Annotated in this window: 19 protein-coding genes; 9 read left to right on the top strand and 10 right to left on the bottom strand. The window is 59.3% G+C overall.

The window, feature by feature from the left end:
* The first annotated feature begins 95 nt into the window (after window positions 1–95).
* The gene (locus RGU44_RS13595; protein WP_322181127.1) at window positions 96–1,277 is read left to right on the top strand and encodes a CaiB/BaiF CoA-transferase family protein; all 1,182 of its coding nucleotides are present in this window, start codon (window positions 96–98) and stop codon (window positions 1,275–1,277) included.
* A gap of 170 nt (window positions 1,278–1,447) precedes the next feature.
* Here RGU44_RS13595 and RGU44_RS13590 read toward each other — a convergent pair whose 3' ends face one another.
* Both RGU44_RS13590 and RGU44_RS13585 read right to left on the bottom strand, forming a co-directional pair.
* Window positions 1,448–1,942, bottom strand: a complete 495-nt coding sequence (locus RGU44_RS13590) for a SprT family zinc-dependent metalloprotease (protein WP_219063952.1) — start codon at window positions 1,940–1,942, stop codon at window positions 1,448–1,450.
* Window positions 1,943–2,074: 132 nt separating this feature from the next.
* Window positions 2,075–2,677, bottom strand: coding sequence for a Yip1 family protein (locus RGU44_RS13585; RefSeq protein WP_322181124.1), 603 nt, complete (start codon window positions 2,675–2,677; stop codon window positions 2,075–2,077).
* Between the two features lie 285 nt (window positions 2,678–2,962).
* On the opposite strand from RGU44_RS13585, the gene ttcA reads away from it, so the two are divergent.
* Window positions 2,963–3,787, top strand: a complete 825-nt coding sequence (ttcA, locus tag RGU44_RS13580; protein ID WP_322217530.1) for a tRNA 2-thiocytidine(32) synthetase TtcA — start codon at window positions 2,963–2,965, stop codon at window positions 3,785–3,787.
* An 87-nt stretch (window positions 3,788–3,874) separates the two neighbouring features.
* Entirely contained in the window at window positions 3,875–4,546 is a 672-nt protein-coding gene (locus RGU44_RS13575) for a DNA-3-methyladenine glycosylase I (protein WP_322181120.1), read from the top strand.
* Between the two features lie 32 nt (window positions 4,547–4,578).
* Here RGU44_RS13575 and RGU44_RS13570 read toward each other — a convergent pair whose 3' ends face one another.
* From RGU44_RS13570 to arsC, 3 genes are read right to left on the bottom strand one after another with little or no spacing between them, the layout of a single operon-like run.
* Window positions 4,579–4,995, bottom strand: a complete 417-nt coding sequence (locus RGU44_RS13570; protein WP_322217528.1) for a DUF2069 domain-containing protein — start codon at window positions 4,993–4,995, stop codon at window positions 4,579–4,581.
* Window positions 4,988–5,593: an NAD(P)H:quinone oxidoreductase gene (gene wrbA, locus RGU44_RS13565; protein ID WP_322181116.1), complete on the bottom strand. Its 606-nt coding sequence runs from the start codon at window positions 5,591–5,593 to the stop codon at window positions 4,988–4,990. The genes RGU44_RS13570 and wrbA overlap by 8 nt, the downstream gene beginning before the upstream one ends.
* Window positions 5,590–5,943, bottom strand: a complete 354-nt coding sequence (arsC, locus tag RGU44_RS13560; protein ID WP_322181114.1) for an arsenate reductase (glutaredoxin) — start codon at window positions 5,941–5,943, stop codon at window positions 5,590–5,592. Before arsC ends, wrbA begins: the two co-directional genes overlap by 4 nt.
* Before the next feature lie 115 nt (window positions 5,944–6,058).
* Between arsC and RGU44_RS13555 the strand changes: the two genes are divergently transcribed.
* On the top strand, window positions 6,059–6,526 hold the full coding sequence (locus RGU44_RS13555) for a TlpA disulfide reductase family protein (protein ID WP_322217527.1): 468 nt from the start codon (window positions 6,059–6,061) through the stop codon (window positions 6,524–6,526).
* A gap of 106 nt (window positions 6,527–6,632) precedes the next feature.
* Here RGU44_RS13555 and RGU44_RS13550 read toward each other — a convergent pair whose 3' ends face one another.
* The 4 genes from RGU44_RS13550 to RGU44_RS13535 all read right to left on the bottom strand — a co-directional run bounded on the left by RGU44_RS13550 (window position 6,633) and on the right by RGU44_RS13535 (window position 11,343).
* Window positions 6,633–7,037, bottom strand: a complete 405-nt coding sequence (locus tag RGU44_RS13550; protein ID WP_322181110.1) for an META domain-containing protein — start codon at window positions 7,035–7,037, stop codon at window positions 6,633–6,635.
* The gene (locus RGU44_RS13545) at window positions 7,034–7,471 is read right to left on the bottom strand and encodes a hypothetical protein (RefSeq protein WP_322181108.1); all 438 of its coding nucleotides are present in this window, start codon (window positions 7,469–7,471) and stop codon (window positions 7,034–7,036) included. Before RGU44_RS13545 ends, RGU44_RS13550 begins: the two co-directional genes overlap by 4 nt.
* Before the next feature lie 42 nt (window positions 7,472–7,513).
* Entirely contained in the window at window positions 7,514–8,503 is a 990-nt protein-coding gene (locus RGU44_RS13540; RefSeq protein WP_322217526.1) for a 2-hydroxyacid dehydrogenase, read from the bottom strand.
* An 86-nt stretch (window positions 8,504–8,589) separates the two neighbouring features.
* Complete coding sequence (locus RGU44_RS13535; RefSeq protein WP_322217524.1) at window positions 8,590–11,343, bottom strand: response regulator; 2,754 nt, start codon at window positions 11,341–11,343, stop codon at window positions 8,590–8,592.
* 310 nt (window positions 11,344–11,653) lie between these two features.
* Between RGU44_RS13535 and cysM the strand changes: the two genes are divergently transcribed.
* From cysM to RGU44_RS13510, 5 genes are all read left to right on the top strand, one after another.
* Window positions 11,654–12,556, top strand: a complete 903-nt coding sequence (gene cysM, locus RGU44_RS13530) for a cysteine synthase CysM (RefSeq protein ID WP_322181102.1) — start codon at window positions 11,654–11,656, stop codon at window positions 12,554–12,556.
* Complete coding sequence (gene rlmD / locus RGU44_RS13525) at window positions 12,556–13,911, top strand: 23S rRNA (uracil(1939)-C(5))-methyltransferase RlmD (RefSeq protein ID WP_322217523.1); 1,356 nt, start codon at window positions 12,556–12,558, stop codon at window positions 13,909–13,911. Before cysM ends, rlmD begins: the two co-directional genes overlap by 1 nt.
* A 161-nt stretch (window positions 13,912–14,072) precedes the next feature.
* A complete protein-coding gene (gene relA, locus RGU44_RS13520) occupies window positions 14,073–16,316 on the top strand; it encodes a GTP diphosphokinase (protein WP_322217522.1) in 2,244 nt (747 codons plus the stop codon).
* A gap of 34 nt (window positions 16,317–16,350) precedes the next feature.
* Window positions 16,351–17,175 carry a nucleoside triphosphate pyrophosphohydrolase gene (mazG, locus tag RGU44_RS13515; protein ID WP_322181096.1) on the top strand — a complete coding sequence of 275 codons (825 nt, stop codon included), beginning with the start codon at window positions 16,351–16,353 and terminating at the stop codon, window positions 17,173–17,175.
* Window positions 17,172–17,711 (top strand): DUF2058 domain-containing protein, encoded by a 540-nt coding sequence (locus RGU44_RS13510; protein WP_219063936.1) that lies wholly within the window; start codon window positions 17,172–17,174, stop codon window positions 17,709–17,711. Before mazG ends, RGU44_RS13510 begins: the two co-directional genes overlap by 4 nt.
* Before the next feature lie 212 nt (window positions 17,712–17,923).
* Here the strand turns inward: RGU44_RS13510 and RGU44_RS13505 are convergent, their stop codons facing one another.
* Window positions 17,924–18,103 carry a hypothetical protein gene (locus tag RGU44_RS13505; RefSeq protein ID WP_322217521.1) on the bottom strand — a complete coding sequence of 60 codons (180 nt, stop codon included), beginning with the start codon at window positions 18,101–18,103 and terminating at the stop codon, window positions 17,924–17,926.
* Window positions 18,104–18,205 lie beyond the last annotated feature (102 nt).

The following is an 18,205-nucleotide window of genomic DNA, read 5'->3' as shown; positions in this document are numbered from 1 at the left end:
GATGAGTGGCGCGGCCATTGAAGGGTGGCTCGTGGTTGCTTACTCTGAAGGCCTCAGGTGTAAGGTCTGGTTACAGAACTGCTAAGGGAGTAAGCATGCAAGGGCCATTGTCATCGCTCAAGATTCTCGATTTTTCCACCTTGTTGCCGGGACCGTTCGCTTCGTTGCTGCTCGCCGACATGGGGGCCGACGTATTGCGCATCGAATCGCCGACGCGCATGGACCTTCTGAAACTGTTGCCGCCTCACGATCACGGGACGTCAGCCAGCCACGCCTACCTCAATCGCAACAAGCGCAGCCTCGCCCTCGACTTGAAGCAACCGCAGGCGCTCGAGGTGATCCGCCAGTTGGTGGCTGAATACGACATCGTGCTCGAACAGTTTCGACCGGGTGTCATGGCACGCCTGGGGCTGGGCTACGAGGCGTTGAAGGCGATCAACCCGAAACTGATTTATGTGTCGATCACCGGCTATGGCCAGACAGGCCCTTATCGGGATCGCGCCGGGCATGACATCAACTACCTTGCACTGTCGGGCATCGCCAGCTACACCGGGCGCCTGGACAGTGGTCCGGTGCCGTTGGGCATTCAGGCGGCGGATGTGGCGGGAGGGTCGCTGCATGGAGTGGTGGGTCTGCTGGCCGCCGTGGTCGCACGCCAGCAAACCGGGCTCGGGCAATATGTGGATGTCAGCATGACTGACTGTGTGTTCAGTCTGAATGCCATGGCCGGGGCGGGTTATCTGGCGTGCGGTGTGGAGCCGGCCCGGGAAAGCCAGATGCTCAATGGCGGCAGTTTTTATGATTATTACTGCTGTCGAGATGGCCGCTGGTTCTCCGTGGGCAGCCTGGAACCCGCGTTCATGCAACCCTTGTGCGTCGCGCTGGGTCGCCCGGAGTTGGCCGCGCTCGGCCTGTCGTCGAGCCCCGAGGTGCAGGCCTCATTGAAGGACGAGCTGAAAATTGAATTCGAGAAACGCTCTTTTGAAGAGCTGCGCGCGTGCTTTGCCGGTCTGGATGCGTGTGTCGAACCGGTGCTGAGCGTTGCCGAGGCAATCGAGCATCCACAATTACAGGCGCGTGAGCTGGTCTGCCAAGTGCCCCGTGAAGACGGCAGCTTGCAGGCGCAGATGGCCTGCCCGCTGAAGTTCTCCGACGGCCTGCCCGAGCCCCGGCATATCGGCGCGACGTTGGGTGCGCACAGTGAGGAAGTGCTGGCGGGGTTGGGTTACAGCGCTGAGCGGATCGCTGAATTGCGGGCGGCGGGGGTTATTGCCTGACCGCTTTCGCGAGTGAACTCACCCACACCGCCTGCACACAGGCGCAGTTCAAAGCCCGTGCCGGGCTTGTTCGCAGACAAGTCAGCGCCTACAAATAATGTTCTATTTCAAATGGTTATGGGTTTTTTGATAGGCGAGAATGGCTGTGCGCGGAGTACCTGACTCTCTCATCACTCGACCCGCACTTCTCCACTGAACACCAAGGTCTCCCGGCAGCGACGGCACAAATAGCGTCGGCCTTTCCCGACCAGCAGGTGGCGCTGGGCGGAGAACGGGAAATCGCTGTTTGCACAGGGGCAGCGGTAGATGTAGCGGGTCATGCGGCGACGTTTGATCGCGTAAGTGTGGCAGCGATTGGGCGGGAGTTCGTATACCCCGCGCATGATCAATTGCCATTCTTCGCCGTGGGGCTGAATACGCTCGCCAAACAATTGATGGGCGATCAAGTGCGCGACTTCGTGGGCGACCGTCTGCTTGAGAAAATCTTCACTGTTTTCCCGGTACAGCTGCGGGTTGAAGCGCAACAGATTCTCGTGCAGATGGGCAACACCCGCTTTTTGACCGCGCAGCTTGAGGCTGACCACCGGCCGTTTGAAGGGGCGTTTGAAAAAGGCTTCGGCTTGCTGATAACAGACTTCGACGCGGGTATTGAGCTGCTCGGGCATTCTTAAAGGCTCTCCAGAGGTGGCCAGTATGCCGTAAAGCCCTGGCCTGCCGAAAACTGAAGGCGCCCAATGGTCATGGTTAAACGCATGAGCCGCCTCAAAGGCGGCTCATGGTCAACGGTTAACCGTCAGTCAGTTAGTGTATTCAGGCCCTACACCGACGCCCCACAGGACGACGGTGAACGCCATGATGGCGACCAGCACCACCAGGCCCACGGCCAATACGGAGCTTGAGAACATGAAGCCCTCATCGGAAGGGATGTTCATGAACGTCGGCAAGCCGACGTATAGCAGATAAACCGTGTAACAAACGGCCGCGAGGCCGACGATCATTCCCAGCCACATATGCGGATACAGGGCCGCCAGCCCGCCAATGAACAGCGGTGTTGCGGTGTAGGTGGCGAAGGCGACACAGCGCGCCAGGCTCGGACTGGCGTCGTACGTGCGCGCCATCCAGTGGATGAATGCTCCCATGACGGCCACGCCAGCCAGCATGGCAATGTAGGACATGATGGTCATCCACAGCGCGCTTACGGGGGTCAGCATGACCGCCGCTCGACTGCCAATCACCCAGCCCACCTGAGTGGTGCCGATATAAGCCGAAACTGCGGGAATCGCCGCAAGAATCAGGGTATGCGTGAGGTACATGTGGCCGATGCTTTCTTCTTTTTCGCCACGTATTTGCTGCCATTCTTGATCAGGATGGGTGAACAGTCCGATAACGTGATGGATCATGCCGGTCACTCCTTTTTGTTTTACCGTCGCCCCCCAGCGGAGCGCCTGTCGGGCCTAAGTGCCACGGCAGGTGTAAGGCCACAGCCTCGATACAGGAATGGGTGCGACCCTATGACGCAGTATAGGAAGGGAAGACGCAGCCCTTTAGAGTAAATTGTGCTCGAGAGACTGCTGTTAATCGCAATGCGCTATTTGAGTGCCAACAATAAATCGGCATGCGCCTATGATCCTTGTCGCGTAAAATGCCGGCCTTTTACCGAGTCATCGTTAGCGGATATCTGCGCCATGGGCACCCTTTCAGTCAATCAGAACAAACTGCAGAAACGTCTGCGTCGGCTCGCGGGCGAAGCAGTGGCCGACTTCAACATGATTGAGGAAGGCGACAAGATCATGGTGTGTCTGTCGGGCGGTAAAGACAGCTATACCCTGCTTGATGTGCTGCTGCATTTTCAGAAAGTGGCGCCGATCAAATTCGATATCGTCGTTGTCAACATGGACCAGAAACAGCCAGGCTTCCCCGAGCATGTGCTGCCTGCGTACCTCGAGGCGTTGGGTGTGGAGTACCACATCGTCGAAAAAGACACCTATTCGCTGGTCAAAAAGCTTATCCCCGAAGGCAAGACCACGTGCTCGCTGTGTTCGCGCCTGCGCCGTGGCACGCTGTACACCTTTGCCGATGAAATCGGCGCGACCAAGATGGCGCTGGGGCATCACCGCAACGACATCATCGAGACCTTTTTTCTCAACCTGTTCTTCACGGGCACGCTCAAGGCCATGCCGCCCAAGCTGCGGGCTGACGATGGTCGTAATGTGGTGATTCGTCCGCTGGCGTACTGCAACGAGCGTGATATTCAGGCTTTTTCCGATCTGAAAGCGTTTCCGATCATTCCGTGCAACCTCTGCGGCTCTCAGCAAAACCTGCAGCGTCAGGTGGTCAAGGACATGCTGTCGGAGTGGGAACGCACGACCCCAGGCCGTACCGAAAGCATCTTCAGTGCGTTGCAGAACGTGCAGCCGTCGCAACTGGCGGACCGTACTCTGTTCGACTTCGCCAACCTGCGGATCGATGAAACCGCAGCCTCGCGCTTCGTCAATGTCGTGAACCTCTGATCGATCTCGACACTCTGTTCTATTTGCTGCCTGACACCTGGCCTCGGCGAGATGTCAGACCTCTATCAATTGTCAGTAGGAAAGGGCATGCGCGATTACAAATGGCTTCATGAATATTGCCTGAACCGCTTTGGCTCGGCCTCGGCGCTTGAAGCACATCTGCCCGTGCCCAATTCCCCGGCGCAACTTCGCGCAATCAGCAATGACCGTTACCTGTCGGCCCTCGCCCGACGGGTGTTTCGCGCCGGCCTCAAGCACAGCCTGGTAGACGCCAAATGGCCGATGTTCGAAGAAGTGTTCTTTCGCTTCGATCCCGAGAAGGTCGTGCTGATGGGCGCCGAGCACCTGGAGCGCCTGATGCAGGACGCACGAATCATTCGCCATTTGGGCAAACTGAAAAGTGTGCCACGCAATGCGCAGATGATTCTGGACATCAGTAAGGAGAAGGGCAGCTTCGGTAATTTCATCGCCGATTGGCCAGTGACCGATATCGTCGGCCTGTGGAAGTACCTGGCCAAACACGGGCATCAATTGGGCGGGATGTCAGCGCCGAGTTTTCTGCGCATGGTCGGCAAGGACACGTTCATCCCGACCTACGACGTGGTCGCCGGGCTCAACGCACAGGGCATCATCGACAAAGTGCCCACCAGCCTCAAGGACCTCGCCACCGTGCAAGGTGCGTTCAACCAGTGGCACGCAGAGAGTGGGCGGCCGATGTGTCAGCTGTCGTTGATGCTGGCGTATACGGTCAACCACTGACATCGCATCAAGCCATTCGCGATGACGGTCTGTCAGACGGCGCCTTCCCCCGCCAGCTTGCGGTTGTACTGAAAACGCCAGCGCACATACAGCAACGCGCTGACGAACACTGCCAGACTCGCAAGCATCTCCAGTGCACCGAACAGGCTGCGGTTCGGGTCGTAAACGGCCAGTGCGCCTTTGATGAAGTACAGGTTGATCACAAAGCAGGTCCACGAATGGCCGCGGGCGCTGCCGCTGATCATGCCAGGAGCGAGCAGGATCAATGGCACCAGTTCGATGAGCAGGATCACCCAGGGGCGCGCGCCATGCAGGTCGGCGAAGATCAGGTAGTACGCAGCCAGCAGCAAGATCAGGCCGAAAAAACAGATCAGGCTGGCGATCCGGCTCAGGCGCACTCGCGGCTCCAGCCATTCCAGCGCGGGCAGGACTTTAGGCTTTTTAGCCACGAGGCGTCTCCAACAATAAAGCGGTTTTAGCCAGGCGCTGACCGAGCGCGCGACACAGGGTGATTTCGTGTTGATCCAGCGCGCGTTTACCATCGGCACCGGCATGGTGGCTGGCGCCATAAGGCGTGCCACCGCCGCTGGTTTCCAGCAACGCGGCTTCACTGTAGGGCAGTCCTGCGACCAGCATGCCGTGGTGCAGCAACGGCAATAGCATCGACATCAGCGTGGTTTCCTGGCCGCCGTGCAGGCTGGCCGTGGACGTGAACACGCTGGCGGGCTTGCCCACCAAGGCGCCGGTCAGCCACAGGGTGCTGGTGCCGTCGAGGAAGTATTTCAGCGGCGCGGCCATGTTACCGAAGCGCGTCGGGCTGCCCAGAGCCAGGCCGGAGCAGTTTTTCAGGTCGTCGAGGCTGGCATATAAGCAGCCTTGCTCGGGGATGCTTGGCGCGACCGCTTCGATTTCGGACGAAATCGCGGGCACGGTGCGCAGTCGCGCTTCCATGCCACCCAACTCGATACCCCGGGCAATCTGCCGAGCCATCTCGCTGGTCGAGCCGTTGCGGCTGTAGAACAAGACCAGGATGTACGGGGCACTCATGCCAGGATCTCCAGCACGCGTTCTGGAGGGCGGCCAATGACGGCTTTGTCGCCAGCCACTAGAATCGGCCGCTCGATCAATTTCGGGTGGGCGGCCATGGCGGCAATCAGTTGCTCGTCGCTCAGGTGGGTGTCCGCCAGGCTCAGGGCTTTGTATTCATCTTCACCGGTCCGCAGCAGTTCCCGGGCGCCGATGCCCAGTTTTCCCAGCAGGTCGCGCAATTGCGCGGTGTCTGGCGGGGTGTCCAGGTAGCGGATGATGGTCGGCGTCAGGCCGCGGGCCTCAAGCAGTTCCAGCGCGCCGCGAGATTTCGAGCAGCGCGGGTTGTGATAAAGCGTCAGATCGGTCATTTGCGGGTCGCATCTTGCGTAAGGTGGCGGCTATTCTACCTGTGTGAGGACTGCTCCTGAACCTTGGGCGGTGATTGGTCGCAGTTAAAGTGAATCTCTGGATAAGGAAGGGCACATGACAAGGCGATTGGCAGCGATAGCAGCGCTCATCGGCAGTTTGCTGCTCAGTGGTTGTGGCGCAGACCTGGGGCCTGATCAAAACGGGCAGAAGGTTGCCAGCGAGCGTGTCGACAAGCATTGGCTGGTGATCAATTACTGGGCTGAGTGGTGTGGGCCATGCCGGACGGAGATCCCGGAACTCAACGCGTTGGCCGATCAGCTCAAAGACAGGCAGGTGAGTGTGTTCGGGGTCAACTTCGACGGCCTGCAAGGCGAAGACCTGAAGTCCGCCACTGCCGCGCTGGGTATCACCTTCACTGTCCTGGCTCTGGACCCGGCCGAACGTTACGACCTGCCCCACAGCGAAGCGCTGCCGGTGACGTACATCATTGATGACAAGGGCAAGGTGCGGGAGCAATTGCTCGGCGAGCAGACCGCAGCCGGTGTGAGTCAGCGGTTGGCGGTATTGCGGGGCGAGGGGTAACGCAGGTCAGTCACCGCGAGCCGTTCGCGAATGAGTTCACTCCCACAAGGCTGGAGACCTCTGCGAGAGTGAATTCATTCGAGAAGGCGGTACAGCCGCTATTAAATCAGCTGTCTTCCAGCCAAAACCGTAGCGGTTTTCCTTCGGCAGGCCAGAGGCGCAGTTGGTCGATCGGCGAGATGTCCCAGCGCTGCACTTTGGTCAGTGCGTCGAGGAAGCGTTGTTCTTGCTCCATCAGGGCGGGCGCGCACATCTTGCGGGTGCTGCCGACCATGCCGAAGCTGATCGTGTCGTCCTCCACCGTATACGGCGCGAACCAGTGGTTGCAGCCTGCAGTGCCGTAGGCACGACCGTCCTCACCAAGGGTCATGGTCAGGTGGCTGCGGTCGATCAGCGGATTTTCACCGATCCATTCCAGCATGTAGCCCCGATCGCGTGTCAATTCTACCGGCTTGGCGGCGCAGCCCATCAGGGTGCTGCCGAGCAGGCCAAACAGGACGGCGCGAATCATGCGGCTTTCTCCTGGCATTTCGGGCAAAAGTGCTTGTCACCTTCGGTTTTCCAGCCCAGCTCGGCAATGCGAGCGGCGGCAGCCGGCTTTTGTGCTTTGATGCCGAGCTTGGCATCGACCGCGAACTCGACGTTCAGCTCGGTCGCGCAACCGTTGCAACTGGCCTTCCACTGATGAATCGCCAGTTCAGCGAAGACCGGACCCTGCGCCACCGCGACCCATTGGCCGCGAGGGTTGATCAGGTGCCGGACTTTTTCCACGGTCAGGCGCATGGACAAGTCCTTGCTCCCTTTGAGCGTGACCAAAAGCACGTCATCCGCGTGGATCGAGCCGCCGTTGCCGGTGACTTGATAACGACCGGGGGCCAGCGCGCGGCATTCGATCAGCGTGTGTTGTGGGTTAAACAGGGTGTAGCGGAAATCGTGTTCGACCATGGGTCCTCCAAATCTGCGCGCATCCTATCATGCAGCCTGTTATTAACCCTCGACCAGATTCTGCGGCGAACACTCGGCCCAGGCGGCAATATTGTCCAGAGTGGTCTGCGCAATGGCTCCCAGCGCTTCGCGGGTCAGAAAAGCCTGATGAGCGGTAACGATCACGTTGGGAAACGTCAGCAGGCGAGCCAGCACATCGTCCTGCAGTGGCAGGTCGGAACGGTCTTTGAAGAACAATTGCGCTTCTTCTTCATACACATCCAGCCCCAGATAACCCAATTGCCCGCTTTTTAGCGCTTCGATCAGCGCCGGTGTGTCGACCAGCGCGCCGCGACCGGTGTTGATCAGCATCGCACCGGGCTGCATCTGCGCCAGGGACGTGCTGTTGATCAGGTGTTTGCTGTGCGCGGTCAGCGGGCAGTGCAGGCTGATGATCTGCGCCTGCGCCAGCAAGTCCGGCAAACTCAGGTAGCGCGCGCCCAAGGCTTCGACCTGCGGATTAGGGTAGGGGTCGTGAGCCAACAGCGTGCAGCCGAACCCGGACATGATCCGGGCGAAGGTCGCGCCGATCTGCCCGGTGCCGACGACGCCCACGGTTTTACCCACCAGATCGAAGCCGGTCAGCCCATGCAGGGTGAAGTCACCGTCGCGGGTGCGGTTGTACGCACGGTGCAGATGACGGTTAAGGGCCAGAATCAAGGCCACGGCATGTTCGGCCACGGCGTGCGGAGAGTAGGCCGGCACGCGCACGACCTTGAGCCCGAGGGCGTGCGCCGTTGCCAGGTTTACATGGTTATAACCCGCCGAGCGCAAGGCGATCAGGCGCGTACCGCCTGCGGCCAGTTGTTCGAGTACGGGCGCGCTGAGGTCGTCATTGATGAAGGCACAGACCACTGGGTAGTGGTTGGCCAGGGCAACCGTGTCCAGATTCAGGCGTGCCGGTTGGAAATGCAGATCCACACCCGCCGGTAAACGGGCCGCGAGAAAGCTTTCGCGGTCATAGTTCTGACTGCTGAATAAAAGGATGCGCATAAAATCTCCTTGTGGCGATGCTCCCTTGCAGGAGCCCGCTTGCCCGCTATAACGTCAGAAGGACGTTCATGCAAACGGATCACCCTTCAAGCGGTCACTCGTGCTTCGACGGCCAGCCGTGTGATAGCCATGTCCAGTTCGTCGAGGGCGGCGTTGGCCTCGGGTGCATCCTGCTTGAGTAAGGTTTCACTGCGTTGACAGGCTGCGCGCAGTTGCGGCACCCCGCAATAACGGGTTGCGCCATGCAGGCGATGGACCCTTTCGATCAGTGCCAGTTTGTCGTGGGCATCGCGGGCATCGCGGATGGCGTCACGGTCGGTGTCCAGCGAGGCCAGAAGCATCGCTAGCATGTCCGCTGCCAGGTCAGGCTTGCCCGCTGCCAGGCGCAAGCCTTCTTCAGGGTCGAGCACCTGCAGGTCGATGCCGTGATGTGTGCTTTCGCTGTGACGTTTCGGCACATGATTGCGCAGTGCCAGACCGGTCCATTTGAGCACCACTTGGGCCAATTGCCGCTCACTGATGGGCTTGGTCAGGTAGTCGTCCATGCCGCTTTGCAGCAGGGCGCGCTTTTCGTTGGCCATGGCATGGGCGGTGAGGGCCACGATCGGTAGCGAAGTACTCTGCTGTTCGACCTCCCAGCCCCGGATCGTTTCAGTGGCTTGGCGCCCGTCCATACCGGGCATCTGTACGTCCATCAGCACCAGATCGAAGGTTTCTTTCTGTATCGCCTTGACCGCGGCATAGCCGCTGTCGACGGCCAGCACTTTGGCGCCCATGTCTTCAAGCAGTGTTTGCACCAGCAACAGGTTGGCCGGGTTGTCATCGACGCAGAGCAAGTGCGGTGGCCGACTGGACAGGGGGGTAGAGGTATCGATGCGCTGTTGTTTGGGGCTGATCAGTTCGGACAGGCTGCGCCGCAGCTTACGCGTGCAGGCCGGTTTTACCTGTAACTGGCTGTGGGCGTTGGGCACGGCCAACTGGAATTGCGCCTGCTCGGTGGTCGGGCACAGCACCAGGACCTTGCAGCCGAGGTTTTCAAGGTCCCAGATATGCTGGCGCAGCCGTTCGGGCGGCAGTTCGTGGGCGGTGATGCCCAGCACCGTCAGGTCGATAGCCTGTGCTGTTTGATACGCAGCAGTGACCCCGTTGATCAGGCTTTCCAGGTTGTTGAAAACCACCGCTTCCAGACCGCAATCTTCCAGCTGGTGCTGCAAGGCCTGACGTGCGAGTTCATGATTTTCCAGCACCGCGACCCGACGCCCGAGAAGGGGTGGGGATGGCAGGTCTTCCAGGTCATCGCGGGCTTTGGGCAGGTTCAGGCTGATCCAGAACTCGGAACCTTCACCCGGCGTACTGTCGACCCCTATTTCGCCGCCCATTTGCTCGATCAGTCGTTTGGAAATGACCAGTCCCAACCCGGTGCCGCCCGGTTGCCGCGACAACGAATTGTCTGCCTGACTGAACGCCTGAAACAGCGACCGCACGTCTTGGCTGGACAGACCGATGCCGGTGTCCTGCACGCTGATGCGCAGTTGCACGCTGTCTTCTTGCTCATCTTCGAGCATGGCGCGGGCGACGATGGTGCCTTCGCGGGTGAATTTGATCGCATTGCTGACCAGATTGGTCAGGATCTGCCTGAGCCGCAGCGGATCGCCGAGCAGCGACAACGGTGTGTCGCGGTACACCAGGCTGACCAGTTCCAACTGTTTGGCATGGGCGGCCGGGGCAAGGATGGTCAGGACATCCTGCAGCAGGTCGCGCAGGTTGAACGGAACGCTGTCGAGCACCAGCTTGCCGGCTTCGATTTTCGAAAAATCGAGAATCTCGTTGATGATGCCCAGCAGGTTGTCGGCAGATTTTTCGATGGTGTCCAGATAATCCAGTTGGCGCGGGGTCAGCTCGCTTTTCTGCAGCAGATGAGTGAAGCCGAGAATGCCATTGAGCGGGGTGCGAATCTCGTGGCTCATGTTGGCGAGGAATTCGGATTTGATCCGGCTGGCCTCAAGCGCTTCTTTGCGCGCCAGGTCCAGCTCGATGTTCTGGATTTCGATGGTTTCCAGATTCTGCCGCACGTCTTCAGTGGCCTGATCGATGCTGTGCTGCAATTCTTCCTGGGCATTCTGCAAGGTCGCGGCCATGCGGTTGATACCGGAAGCCAGCTCATCCAGTTCCAGGCTGCCCAGTGGCGGCAGGCGTGTTTCAAGATTGCCGTCTTTGAGTTGCGCCACCGCCAATTTGATCCGGCTGATCGGCTCGTTGATGGTTCGGCTCATGCGGATCGCCACAATCGCAGTCAACACCAACCCCGTAACGATCAGTAGCAGACTGGCGAACAGGCTGCGATAGCCGCGCAACAAGGTCCCGTTATGGGACAGCTCCAGCTCGACCCAGCCGAGCAGACGGTCGGCCTCCTCAGGGATCAGAGCACCGCTCAGGTGGCGCTGGCGACCGAACACCGGCAGCAGATAGCGGGTGGCGTCGTTCCCGGAACGCTGCAGCAAGTGAGTGCTGTTGCCAATGGGGGACGGGTTGATCATGCTCGGCCCGGCATGGGCCAGCAGATCGCGGTCGGGGCCGAGAAAGGACACGGCGCGCACGTCTGTTTGCTCCAGCGCCTGCCCGGCGATGCGTTCGAGCAGCGCGCGGTCGCTATGGCCCAGCGCCGGGGCGGCCAGCGGTGCGAGTTCTTCGGCGATCATTTCACCGCGTTGCAGCAGCTGGCTTTGCAGGTCGGACAGTTGCATCCAGGTGAAGTAACCGCCCAACACCACTGCCATCAGCAGAGCGGGGACAATGGTCAACAGCAGCACACGGCCTTTGATACCCAGCTTTTTCAGCACGCTATTTCTCCAGCAGCCACGCCACTTTGTTCAAGACCGCATCCAGCGATCGATATTCCGGCAGTGTAGCGAGTTGCTCGCGGGCAATCTCGGCAAATTACCCACTTCTACGTCGGCCCAAATGGGAAGGCACGCTCCAGGCAGCCACCACGGTCGGCTGTTTCATTCGCGAAGGCTATTTATATAACGCAGCTGAGCCCGTATTGACTGCTTATATCTTTTCGCCCTATGCAGCGCACTTTGCGTGATATGGGGTTTAGGCGTTTGCCGTTATGATAGGCGCCCCCGCAGTCTGGATTGCGAAGACGTCATGACCCTGCAGTATCAAACCATCGCCGACTGCGTCGGCAACACCCCGCTGGTCCGTTTGCAGCGCCTGCCGGGTGAGACTACTAATACCTTGCTGTTGAAGCTTGAGGGCAACAACCCTGCCGGATCGGTCAAGGATCGCCCGGCGCTGTCGATGATCACTCGCGCCGAATTGCGCGGGCAGATCCATCAGGGCGATACCCTGATCGAAGCGACTTCCGGCAACACCGGCATCGCGCTGGCCATGGCCGCCGCGATCAAAGGCTACCGGATGATTCTGATCATGCCGGATAATTCCAGTGCCGAACGCAAGGCGGCGATGACCGCTTATGGCGCCGAGCTGATTCTGGTCAGCAAGGACGAGGGCATGGAAGGTGCCCGCGACCTGGCTGAACGCATGCAGGCCGAAGGCCGTGGCAAGGTGCTCGATCAATTCGCCAACGGGGATAACCCGGAAGCGCATTACGTCAGCACCGGCCCGGAAATCTGGCAGCAGACTGGCGGCACCATCACCCATTTCATCAGTTCCATGGGCACCACGGGCACCATCATGGGTGTTTCGCGTTACCTCAAGGAGCAAAACCCCAAGGTGCAGATCATTGGTCTGCAACCGATGGACGGGGCCTCCATCCCCGGTATCCGTCGTTGGCCGACAGAATATCTGCCGAAGATCTACCAGGCCGACCGTGTCGACCGGATCGTCGATATGGCCCAGGCCGAAGCCGAAGACGTCATGCGCCGACTGGCCCGCGAAGAAGGCATTTTCTGTGGTGTGTCGTCCGGTGGTGCCGTTGCCGGGATGTTGCGCTTGTCCCGCGAAGTCGAGAATGCAGTCATGGTCGCTATCATTTGTGACCGAGGCGACCGTTACTTGTCGACCGGCGTCTACGATGTGCCTAACTGATGGCTAAGCAAGAGAGAGGCCTGCGCTTCCAGCCCACTGGCGGCACAAAGGTGCCCCAGGTGCCGACTGGGAAGAAGCAGCGGTTGACCATCGAGCGCCTGGCCAATGACGGACGCGGTATCGCATTCATCGAAGGCCGCACCTGGTTTGTGGCCGGCAGTCTGGCCGGTGAAGAGGTCGAGGCGCGGGTACTCAACGCCCACGGCAAAGTCGTGGAAGCCCGCACTGAGCGTGTATTCCAGCCCAGTCCTCTGCGCCGGCCGGCACCCTGCGTGCATTTCGGTCGGTGTGGCGGTTGCAGCGTCCAGCATTTGCCCCATAGCGAACAGCTTGCCCTGAAACAGCGCATGCTCGCCGAGCAGTTGACCCGGGTTGCAGGTGTCGAGCCTGAAGAGTGGGCAGCCCCCTTGACCGGTCCAGAGTTCGCCTACCGACGTCGGGCGCGCATCGCCGTACGCTGGGATGCCAAGGCCAAACGGCTTGATGTGGGATTCCGGGCCGCGGCCAGTCAGGACATCGTCGCCATCGACGAATGCCCGGTTCTGGTACAGGCCTTGCAACCTATCATGACCGAGTTGCCGGCCATGCTGCGTCGTTTCAGCAAGCCGCAGGTCGTCGGGCATGTCGAGTTGTTCAGCGGTTCGTCGACGGCGGTGCTTCTGCGCCATACCGCGCCGTTGGCCGAGGCCGATCTGGCGACCTTGATCGCTTTCTGTCAGACCCACGATGCCCAGCTTTGGCTGCACGGCGAGGGTGAGCCGCAACCGGTCGACCCGAGTCAGCAATTGGGCTATCGACTGGAACCGTGGAATTTGCAATTGGCCTACCGGCCGGGGGATTTCATTCAGGTCAACGCCGCGGTTAATGCCGCGATGGTTGCGCAGGCATTGGAATGGCTGGCGCCCACGGCGGACGAGCGGGTTCTGGACCTGTTCTGTGGGCTGGGTAACTTCGCTTTACCATTGGCCCTACAGGCCCGTGAAGTGGTGGCGGTAGAAGGCGTTGCGACCATGGTCGAACGTGCCACGGGTAATGCAATGAGCAATGAACTGCACAATGTGCAGTTCATTCAGGCCGATTTGATGCAGCCGTTGGCACACGCGAGCTGGGCCGAAAACGGCTTTTCTGCGGTACTTTTGGACCCCCCGCGTAACGGTGCTTTTGAGGTGGTGCGCAAGCTGTCGACATTAGGTGCCAAGCGGTTACTTTATGTTTCATGTAACCCTGCAACTTTAGCGCGCGACACGGTCGAATTGATCAAGCAGGGCTATAGATTAAAACGCGCCGGAATTCTCGATATGTTCCCGCAAACGGCTCATGTCGAGGCGATGGCTTTATTTGAAGCGAGTAAGTGAGCGACACGGCTTAAGGAAATGAGTCAGCCGCTCACAGGGAATCTCGTTTAATCCGACTGGACCGCGGACGCACAGCCCTTGCCTGCCCAGCAAGGAGCGTTTGCTCAAGAAGCCCAGCGACTGAAGGCGCTTTTTATCGCGCCGTAGGGAAGGTAAGCAACATGGTACAGGTGAGAGCGCACCAGCCGATCAACACCGATGGCAGTATCAATCTTGATGCATGGCTCGATCATATAGTCAGCGTTGACCTTGCATTGGACCGACAGGCCTTGAAAGAGGCTTGCGAGTTTGCCCGCCATGCCGAGCAACAGGACAACGCCTCAAAGAATTTATGGGCAGAAGGGGCCTCCAGTTTCCAGTCTGGCCTGGAAATCGCCGAGATCCTCGCAGATCTCAAGCTCGATCAGGACTCACTGGTCGCTGCCGTGATCTACCGTGGCGTGCGCGAGGGCAAGATCCCCTTGGCGGACGTCAGTCAGCGTTTTGGTCCGACAGTGACTAAACTGATCGACGGCGTGCTTCGCATGGCGGCGATCAGTTCCAGTCTGAGCCCTCGCGAGTCGTTGGTGATGGGGTCTCAGGCCCAGGTAGAAAACCTGCGCAAGATGCTGGTGGCGATGGTCGATGACGTGCGCGTCCCGCTGATCAAGCTGGCCGAACGCACCTGCGCGATTCGTGCGGTCAAGAATGCCGACGAAGAAAAGCGCAACCGCGTGGCCCGGGAAGTGTTCGACATCTATGCGCCACTGGCGCACCGCTTGGGTATCGGGCACATCAAATGGGAGCTGGAGGATTTGTCCTTCCGCTACCTGGAACCCGAACAGTACAAACAGATTGCTAAATTGCTGCATGAGCGCCGCCTTGATCGCGAGCGTTTTATCAGCGAGGTCATGGGCCAACTGGAAAACGAACTGCTGAGTACCGGGGTGAAAGCCGATATCAGCGGTCGGGCCAAACACATCTATTCGATCTGGCGCAAAATGCAGCGCAAGGGTCTGGAGTTCAGCCAGATCTATGACGTGCGTGCCGTGCGCGTGTTAGTGCCTGAAATCCGCGACTGCTATACCGCGCTGGGCATCGTGCACACGCTTTGGCGGCACATCCCCAAGGAGTTTGACGACTACATCGCCAACCCCAAGGAAAACGGCTATCGCTCGCTGCACACTGCGGTCATTGGCCCCGAAGGCAAGGTGCTGGAAGTGCAAATCCGCACCCACGCCATGCACGAAGAGGCAGAGCTGGGCGTATGCGCGCACTGGCGCTACAAAGGCACCGACGTCAAATCCGGCTCTAATCAATACGAAGAGAAAATTTCCTGGCTGCGGCAGGTGCTCGAGTGGCATGAAGAGCTGGGTGATATCGGCGGATTGGCAGATCAACTGCGGGTCGATATCGAGCCCGACCGGGTGTACGTGTTCACCCCGGATGGCCATGCCATCGATCTGCCCAAAGGCTCGACGCCGCTGGACTTCGCTTATCGGGTGCACACCGAAATCGGTCACAACTGCCGTGGCGCCAAGATCAACGGGCGTATCGTGCCGCTCAACTACAGCCTGCAGACCGGTGAGCAGGTTGAGATCATCACCAGTAAACACGGTACGCCGAGTCGCGATTGGCTGAACTCGAACCTTGGCTATATCACCACCTCGCGGGCGCGGGCGAAGGTCGTCCACTGGTACAAATTGCAGGCGCGTGACCAGAACGTCTCGGCGGGTAAAACCCTGCTGGAGCGTGAACTGGCGCGCGTGGGATTGCCACAGGTGGATTTCGACAAATTGGCCGAAAAAGCCAATCTGAAAACCGCCGAAGACATGTTCGCCGCTCTGGGTGCTGGCGACCTGCGTCTGACGCAGCTGGTCAATGCTGCGCAGCAACTGGTCGAGCCGGAACGCGGCAACGAACAACTGGAGCTGATCCCGCGCAAAGCCACCGGCTACAAGCCCGGCAAGCGTGGCGATATCCAGATTCAGGGCGTCGGCAACTTGATGACGCAAATGGCCGGTTGCTGTCAACCGCTGCCCGGCGATGCCATTGTGGGCTACATCACGCAGGGCCGTGGCGTGAGCATTCACCGCCAGGACTGCGCGGCAGTCCTGCAGCTGGGCAGTCGCGAGCCGGAGCGGATCATCCAGGTCAACTGGGGCCCGGTGCCGGTGCTCACCTACCCGGTGGACATCGTCATCCGTGCCTACGATCGCTCCGGTTTGCTGCGTGACGTTTCTCAGGTTCTGCTCAACGAGCGGATCAACGTGCTGGCGGTCAACACCCGCTCGAACAAGGAAGACAACACCGCGCTGATGTCGCTGACCATCGAAATTCCGGGACTGGATGCGCTAGGACGACTCCTGGGGCGGATCTCCCAGTTGCCGAACATCATCGAGACACGGCGTAACCGCACACCCTGAGTACTTGTAGCTTTGGTTTGAATGAGAACAATTGATGTACACACTCGAAGACTTGCTGCACCTGATGGCCCGACTGCGTGACCCGCAGTTCGGGTGCCCGTGGGATGTCAAACAAACCTACGCGAGTATCGTGCCTCACACGCTTGAAGAAGCCTACGAAGTCGCCGATGCGATTGAGCGCGGTGACTTCGATCACTTGCAGGGCGAGCTGGGCGATCTGTTGTTCCAGGTGGTTTATTACAGCCAGTTGGCGCGCGAAGAAGGGCGCTTCGAGTTCGATGGCGTGGTCGACAGCATCACCCGAAAATTGATTCGCCGTCACCCGCATGTGTTCCCTACTGGCGATCTGTATGCGCCGCTGGAAACGCCGCAGCTGGACGAGGCCCAGGTCAAGCAGCGCTGGGAGGAAATCAAAGCCGAAGAGCGAGCGGCCAAGTCTGACGTGCCTGAGCAGTTGTCCCTGCTCGATGATGTCCCCGGCGTGCTGCCAGCCTTGTCCCGCTCGGCGAAGTTGCAGAAGCGCGCGGCGCAGGTCGGTTTCGACTGGCCAGACGCCTTGCCGGTGGTCGACAAGGTGCGTGAAGAGCTCGATGAAGTGCTGGAAGCCATGGCGGACAATGACGCCCCGGCCATCGCGGATGAGGTCGGTGACCTGCTGTTTGCGGTGGTGAATCTGGCCCGGCACCTTAAGGTCGATCCTGAAAGCGCCTTGCGTGCGGCGAACACTAAATTCGAAAGACGCTTCCGATTTATCGAACAGGCATTGCGCCAGACCCATCGTCCCATTGAAAATTGCACCCTCGAAGAACTGGACGCTCTCTGGGGCGAAGCCAAACGTCAGGAAAAGAACGCATCATGAGCATTTCCCTTCGCGACCAGTTGCTCAAAGCAGGTCTGGTCAACCAAAAGCAGGCCAAGCAGGTCAGCAAAGACAAGCAAAAAGAACAACGTCTGGTGCACAAGGGCCAGATCGAAGCCGATGACTCGCAAAAGCGTGCGGCGCAGGACGCCATGGCCGAAAAAGCCAAGCGTGATCAGGAACTCAATCGCCAGCAGCAGGAAAAGGTCGAGCTCAAAGCCCGTACCGCTCAGGTCAAACAGTTGATCGAAGTCTCTCGGCTGCCGAAGCTGACTACCGAGGACTACTACAACTTCGTCGACGACAAGAAGGTCAAGCGCATCTCGGTCAACACGCTGATGCGTAATAAGCTCAGCAGCGGCTCACTGGCCATCGTTCATCATGGCGGCGGTTACGAGATCATCCCGCGTGAAGCCGCGCTGAAGATCCAGGAACGCGACCCACGCCGGGTCGTGCTGCTCAATACACCGACCGAAGCACCGGATGCCGATGATCCGTACGCGGCTTATCAGGTGCCTGACGACCTGATGTGGTAAGCCCAGGACCCAGACAAACAAAACCCGCTTCTGCTCAGGCTGTGTGAAAACTACTGCGCTCGGCAATACTGCGTTAAAAACAGGCTCGGAATGCTCATTTACAACACGTAGACTCCGCTTCCTCGCCTGTTTTTGCCTTGTCTTGCCTTCGCTCGCTGCGTTTTCACACAGTCTGTGCGGTTTTGTTTTTACAGCGATTCCTAAAGGGCGTCTTACTGGGTGCGTTGGCTTTCCAGTGTTTCCAGTTCGGCTTTGTATTGATGAGCGTCCGTCTCGTTATGGAACATCCCGACCAGCAAATCCTGCTGGTGCACATCCCATATCTGCACGCCCGCGGCGTTGCTTTCGTGGGAGATATGGGAAGCGTCGCGTTCAGTAACTTTTACGGTCATCTTTGTAAGCTCCTGACTCTGGGTAGCTGCGGCAACACGTCGCAGGCCTCTGTTATATCGTTAGCTAGCTATCTAAGTAAATGACTGAAATCTGTAACACAC

Origin of the sequence: Pseudomonas sp. 5C2 (genome assembly GCF_034314155.1) — a bacterium.
Classification (GTDB): Bacteria; Pseudomonadota; Gammaproteobacteria; order Pseudomonadales; family Pseudomonadaceae; genus Aquipseudomonas.
This window is presented reverse-complemented; position numbering and strand designations above follow the sequence as displayed.

Coding starts and splice junctions, on each gene's coding strand:
- RGU44_RS13540 (WP_322217526.1), bottom strand. CDS start 8,503: ATGCGCATCCTTTTATTCAGCAGTCAGAACTATGACCGCGAAAGCTTT.
- relA (WP_322217522.1), top strand. CDS start 14,073: ATGGTACAGGTGAGAGCGCACCAGCCGATCAACACCGATGGCAGTATC.
- RGU44_RS13595 (WP_322181127.1), top strand. CDS start 96: ATGCAAGGGCCATTGTCATCGCTCAAGATTCTCGATTTTTCCACCTTG.
- RGU44_RS13555 (WP_322217527.1), top strand. CDS start 6,059: ATGACAAGGCGATTGGCAGCGATAGCAGCGCTCATCGGCAGTTTGCTG.
- RGU44_RS13575 (WP_322181120.1), top strand. CDS start 3,875: ATGCGCGATTACAAATGGCTTCATGAATATTGCCTGAACCGCTTTGGC.
- ttcA (WP_322217530.1), top strand. CDS start 2,963: ATGGGCACCCTTTCAGTCAATCAGAACAAACTGCAGAAACGTCTGCGT.
- wrbA (WP_322181116.1), bottom strand. CDS start 5,593: ATGAGTGCCCCGTACATCCTGGTCTTGTTCTACAGCCGCAACGGCTCG.
- mazG (WP_322181096.1), top strand. CDS start 16,351: ATGTACACACTCGAAGACTTGCTGCACCTGATGGCCCGACTGCGTGAC.
- rlmD (WP_322217523.1), top strand. CDS start 12,556: ATGGCTAAGCAAGAGAGAGGCCTGCGCTTCCAGCCCACTGGCGGCACA.
- RGU44_RS13590 (WP_219063952.1), bottom strand. CDS start 1,942: ATGCCCGAGCAGCTCAATACCCGCGTCGAAGTCTGTTATCAGCAAGCC.
- RGU44_RS13505 (WP_322217521.1), bottom strand. CDS start 18,103: ATGACCGTAAAAGTTACTGAACGCGACGCTTCCCATATCTCCCACGAA.
- cysM (WP_322181102.1), top strand. CDS start 11,654: ATGACCCTGCAGTATCAAACCATCGCCGACTGCGTCGGCAACACCCCG.
- RGU44_RS13585 (WP_322181124.1), bottom strand. CDS start 2,677: ATGATCCATCACGTTATCGGACTGTTCACCCATCCTGATCAAGAATGG.
- RGU44_RS13545 (WP_322181108.1), bottom strand. CDS start 7,471: ATGGTCGAACACGATTTCCGCTACACCCTGTTTAACCCACAACACACG.
- RGU44_RS13550 (WP_322181110.1), bottom strand. CDS start 7,037: ATGATTCGCGCCGTCCTGTTTGGCCTGCTCGGCAGCACCCTGATGGGC.
- RGU44_RS13510 (WP_219063936.1), top strand. CDS start 17,172: ATGAGCATTTCCCTTCGCGACCAGTTGCTCAAAGCAGGTCTGGTCAAC.
- arsC (WP_322181114.1), bottom strand. CDS start 5,943: ATGACCGATCTGACGCTTTATCACAACCCGCGCTGCTCGAAATCTCGC.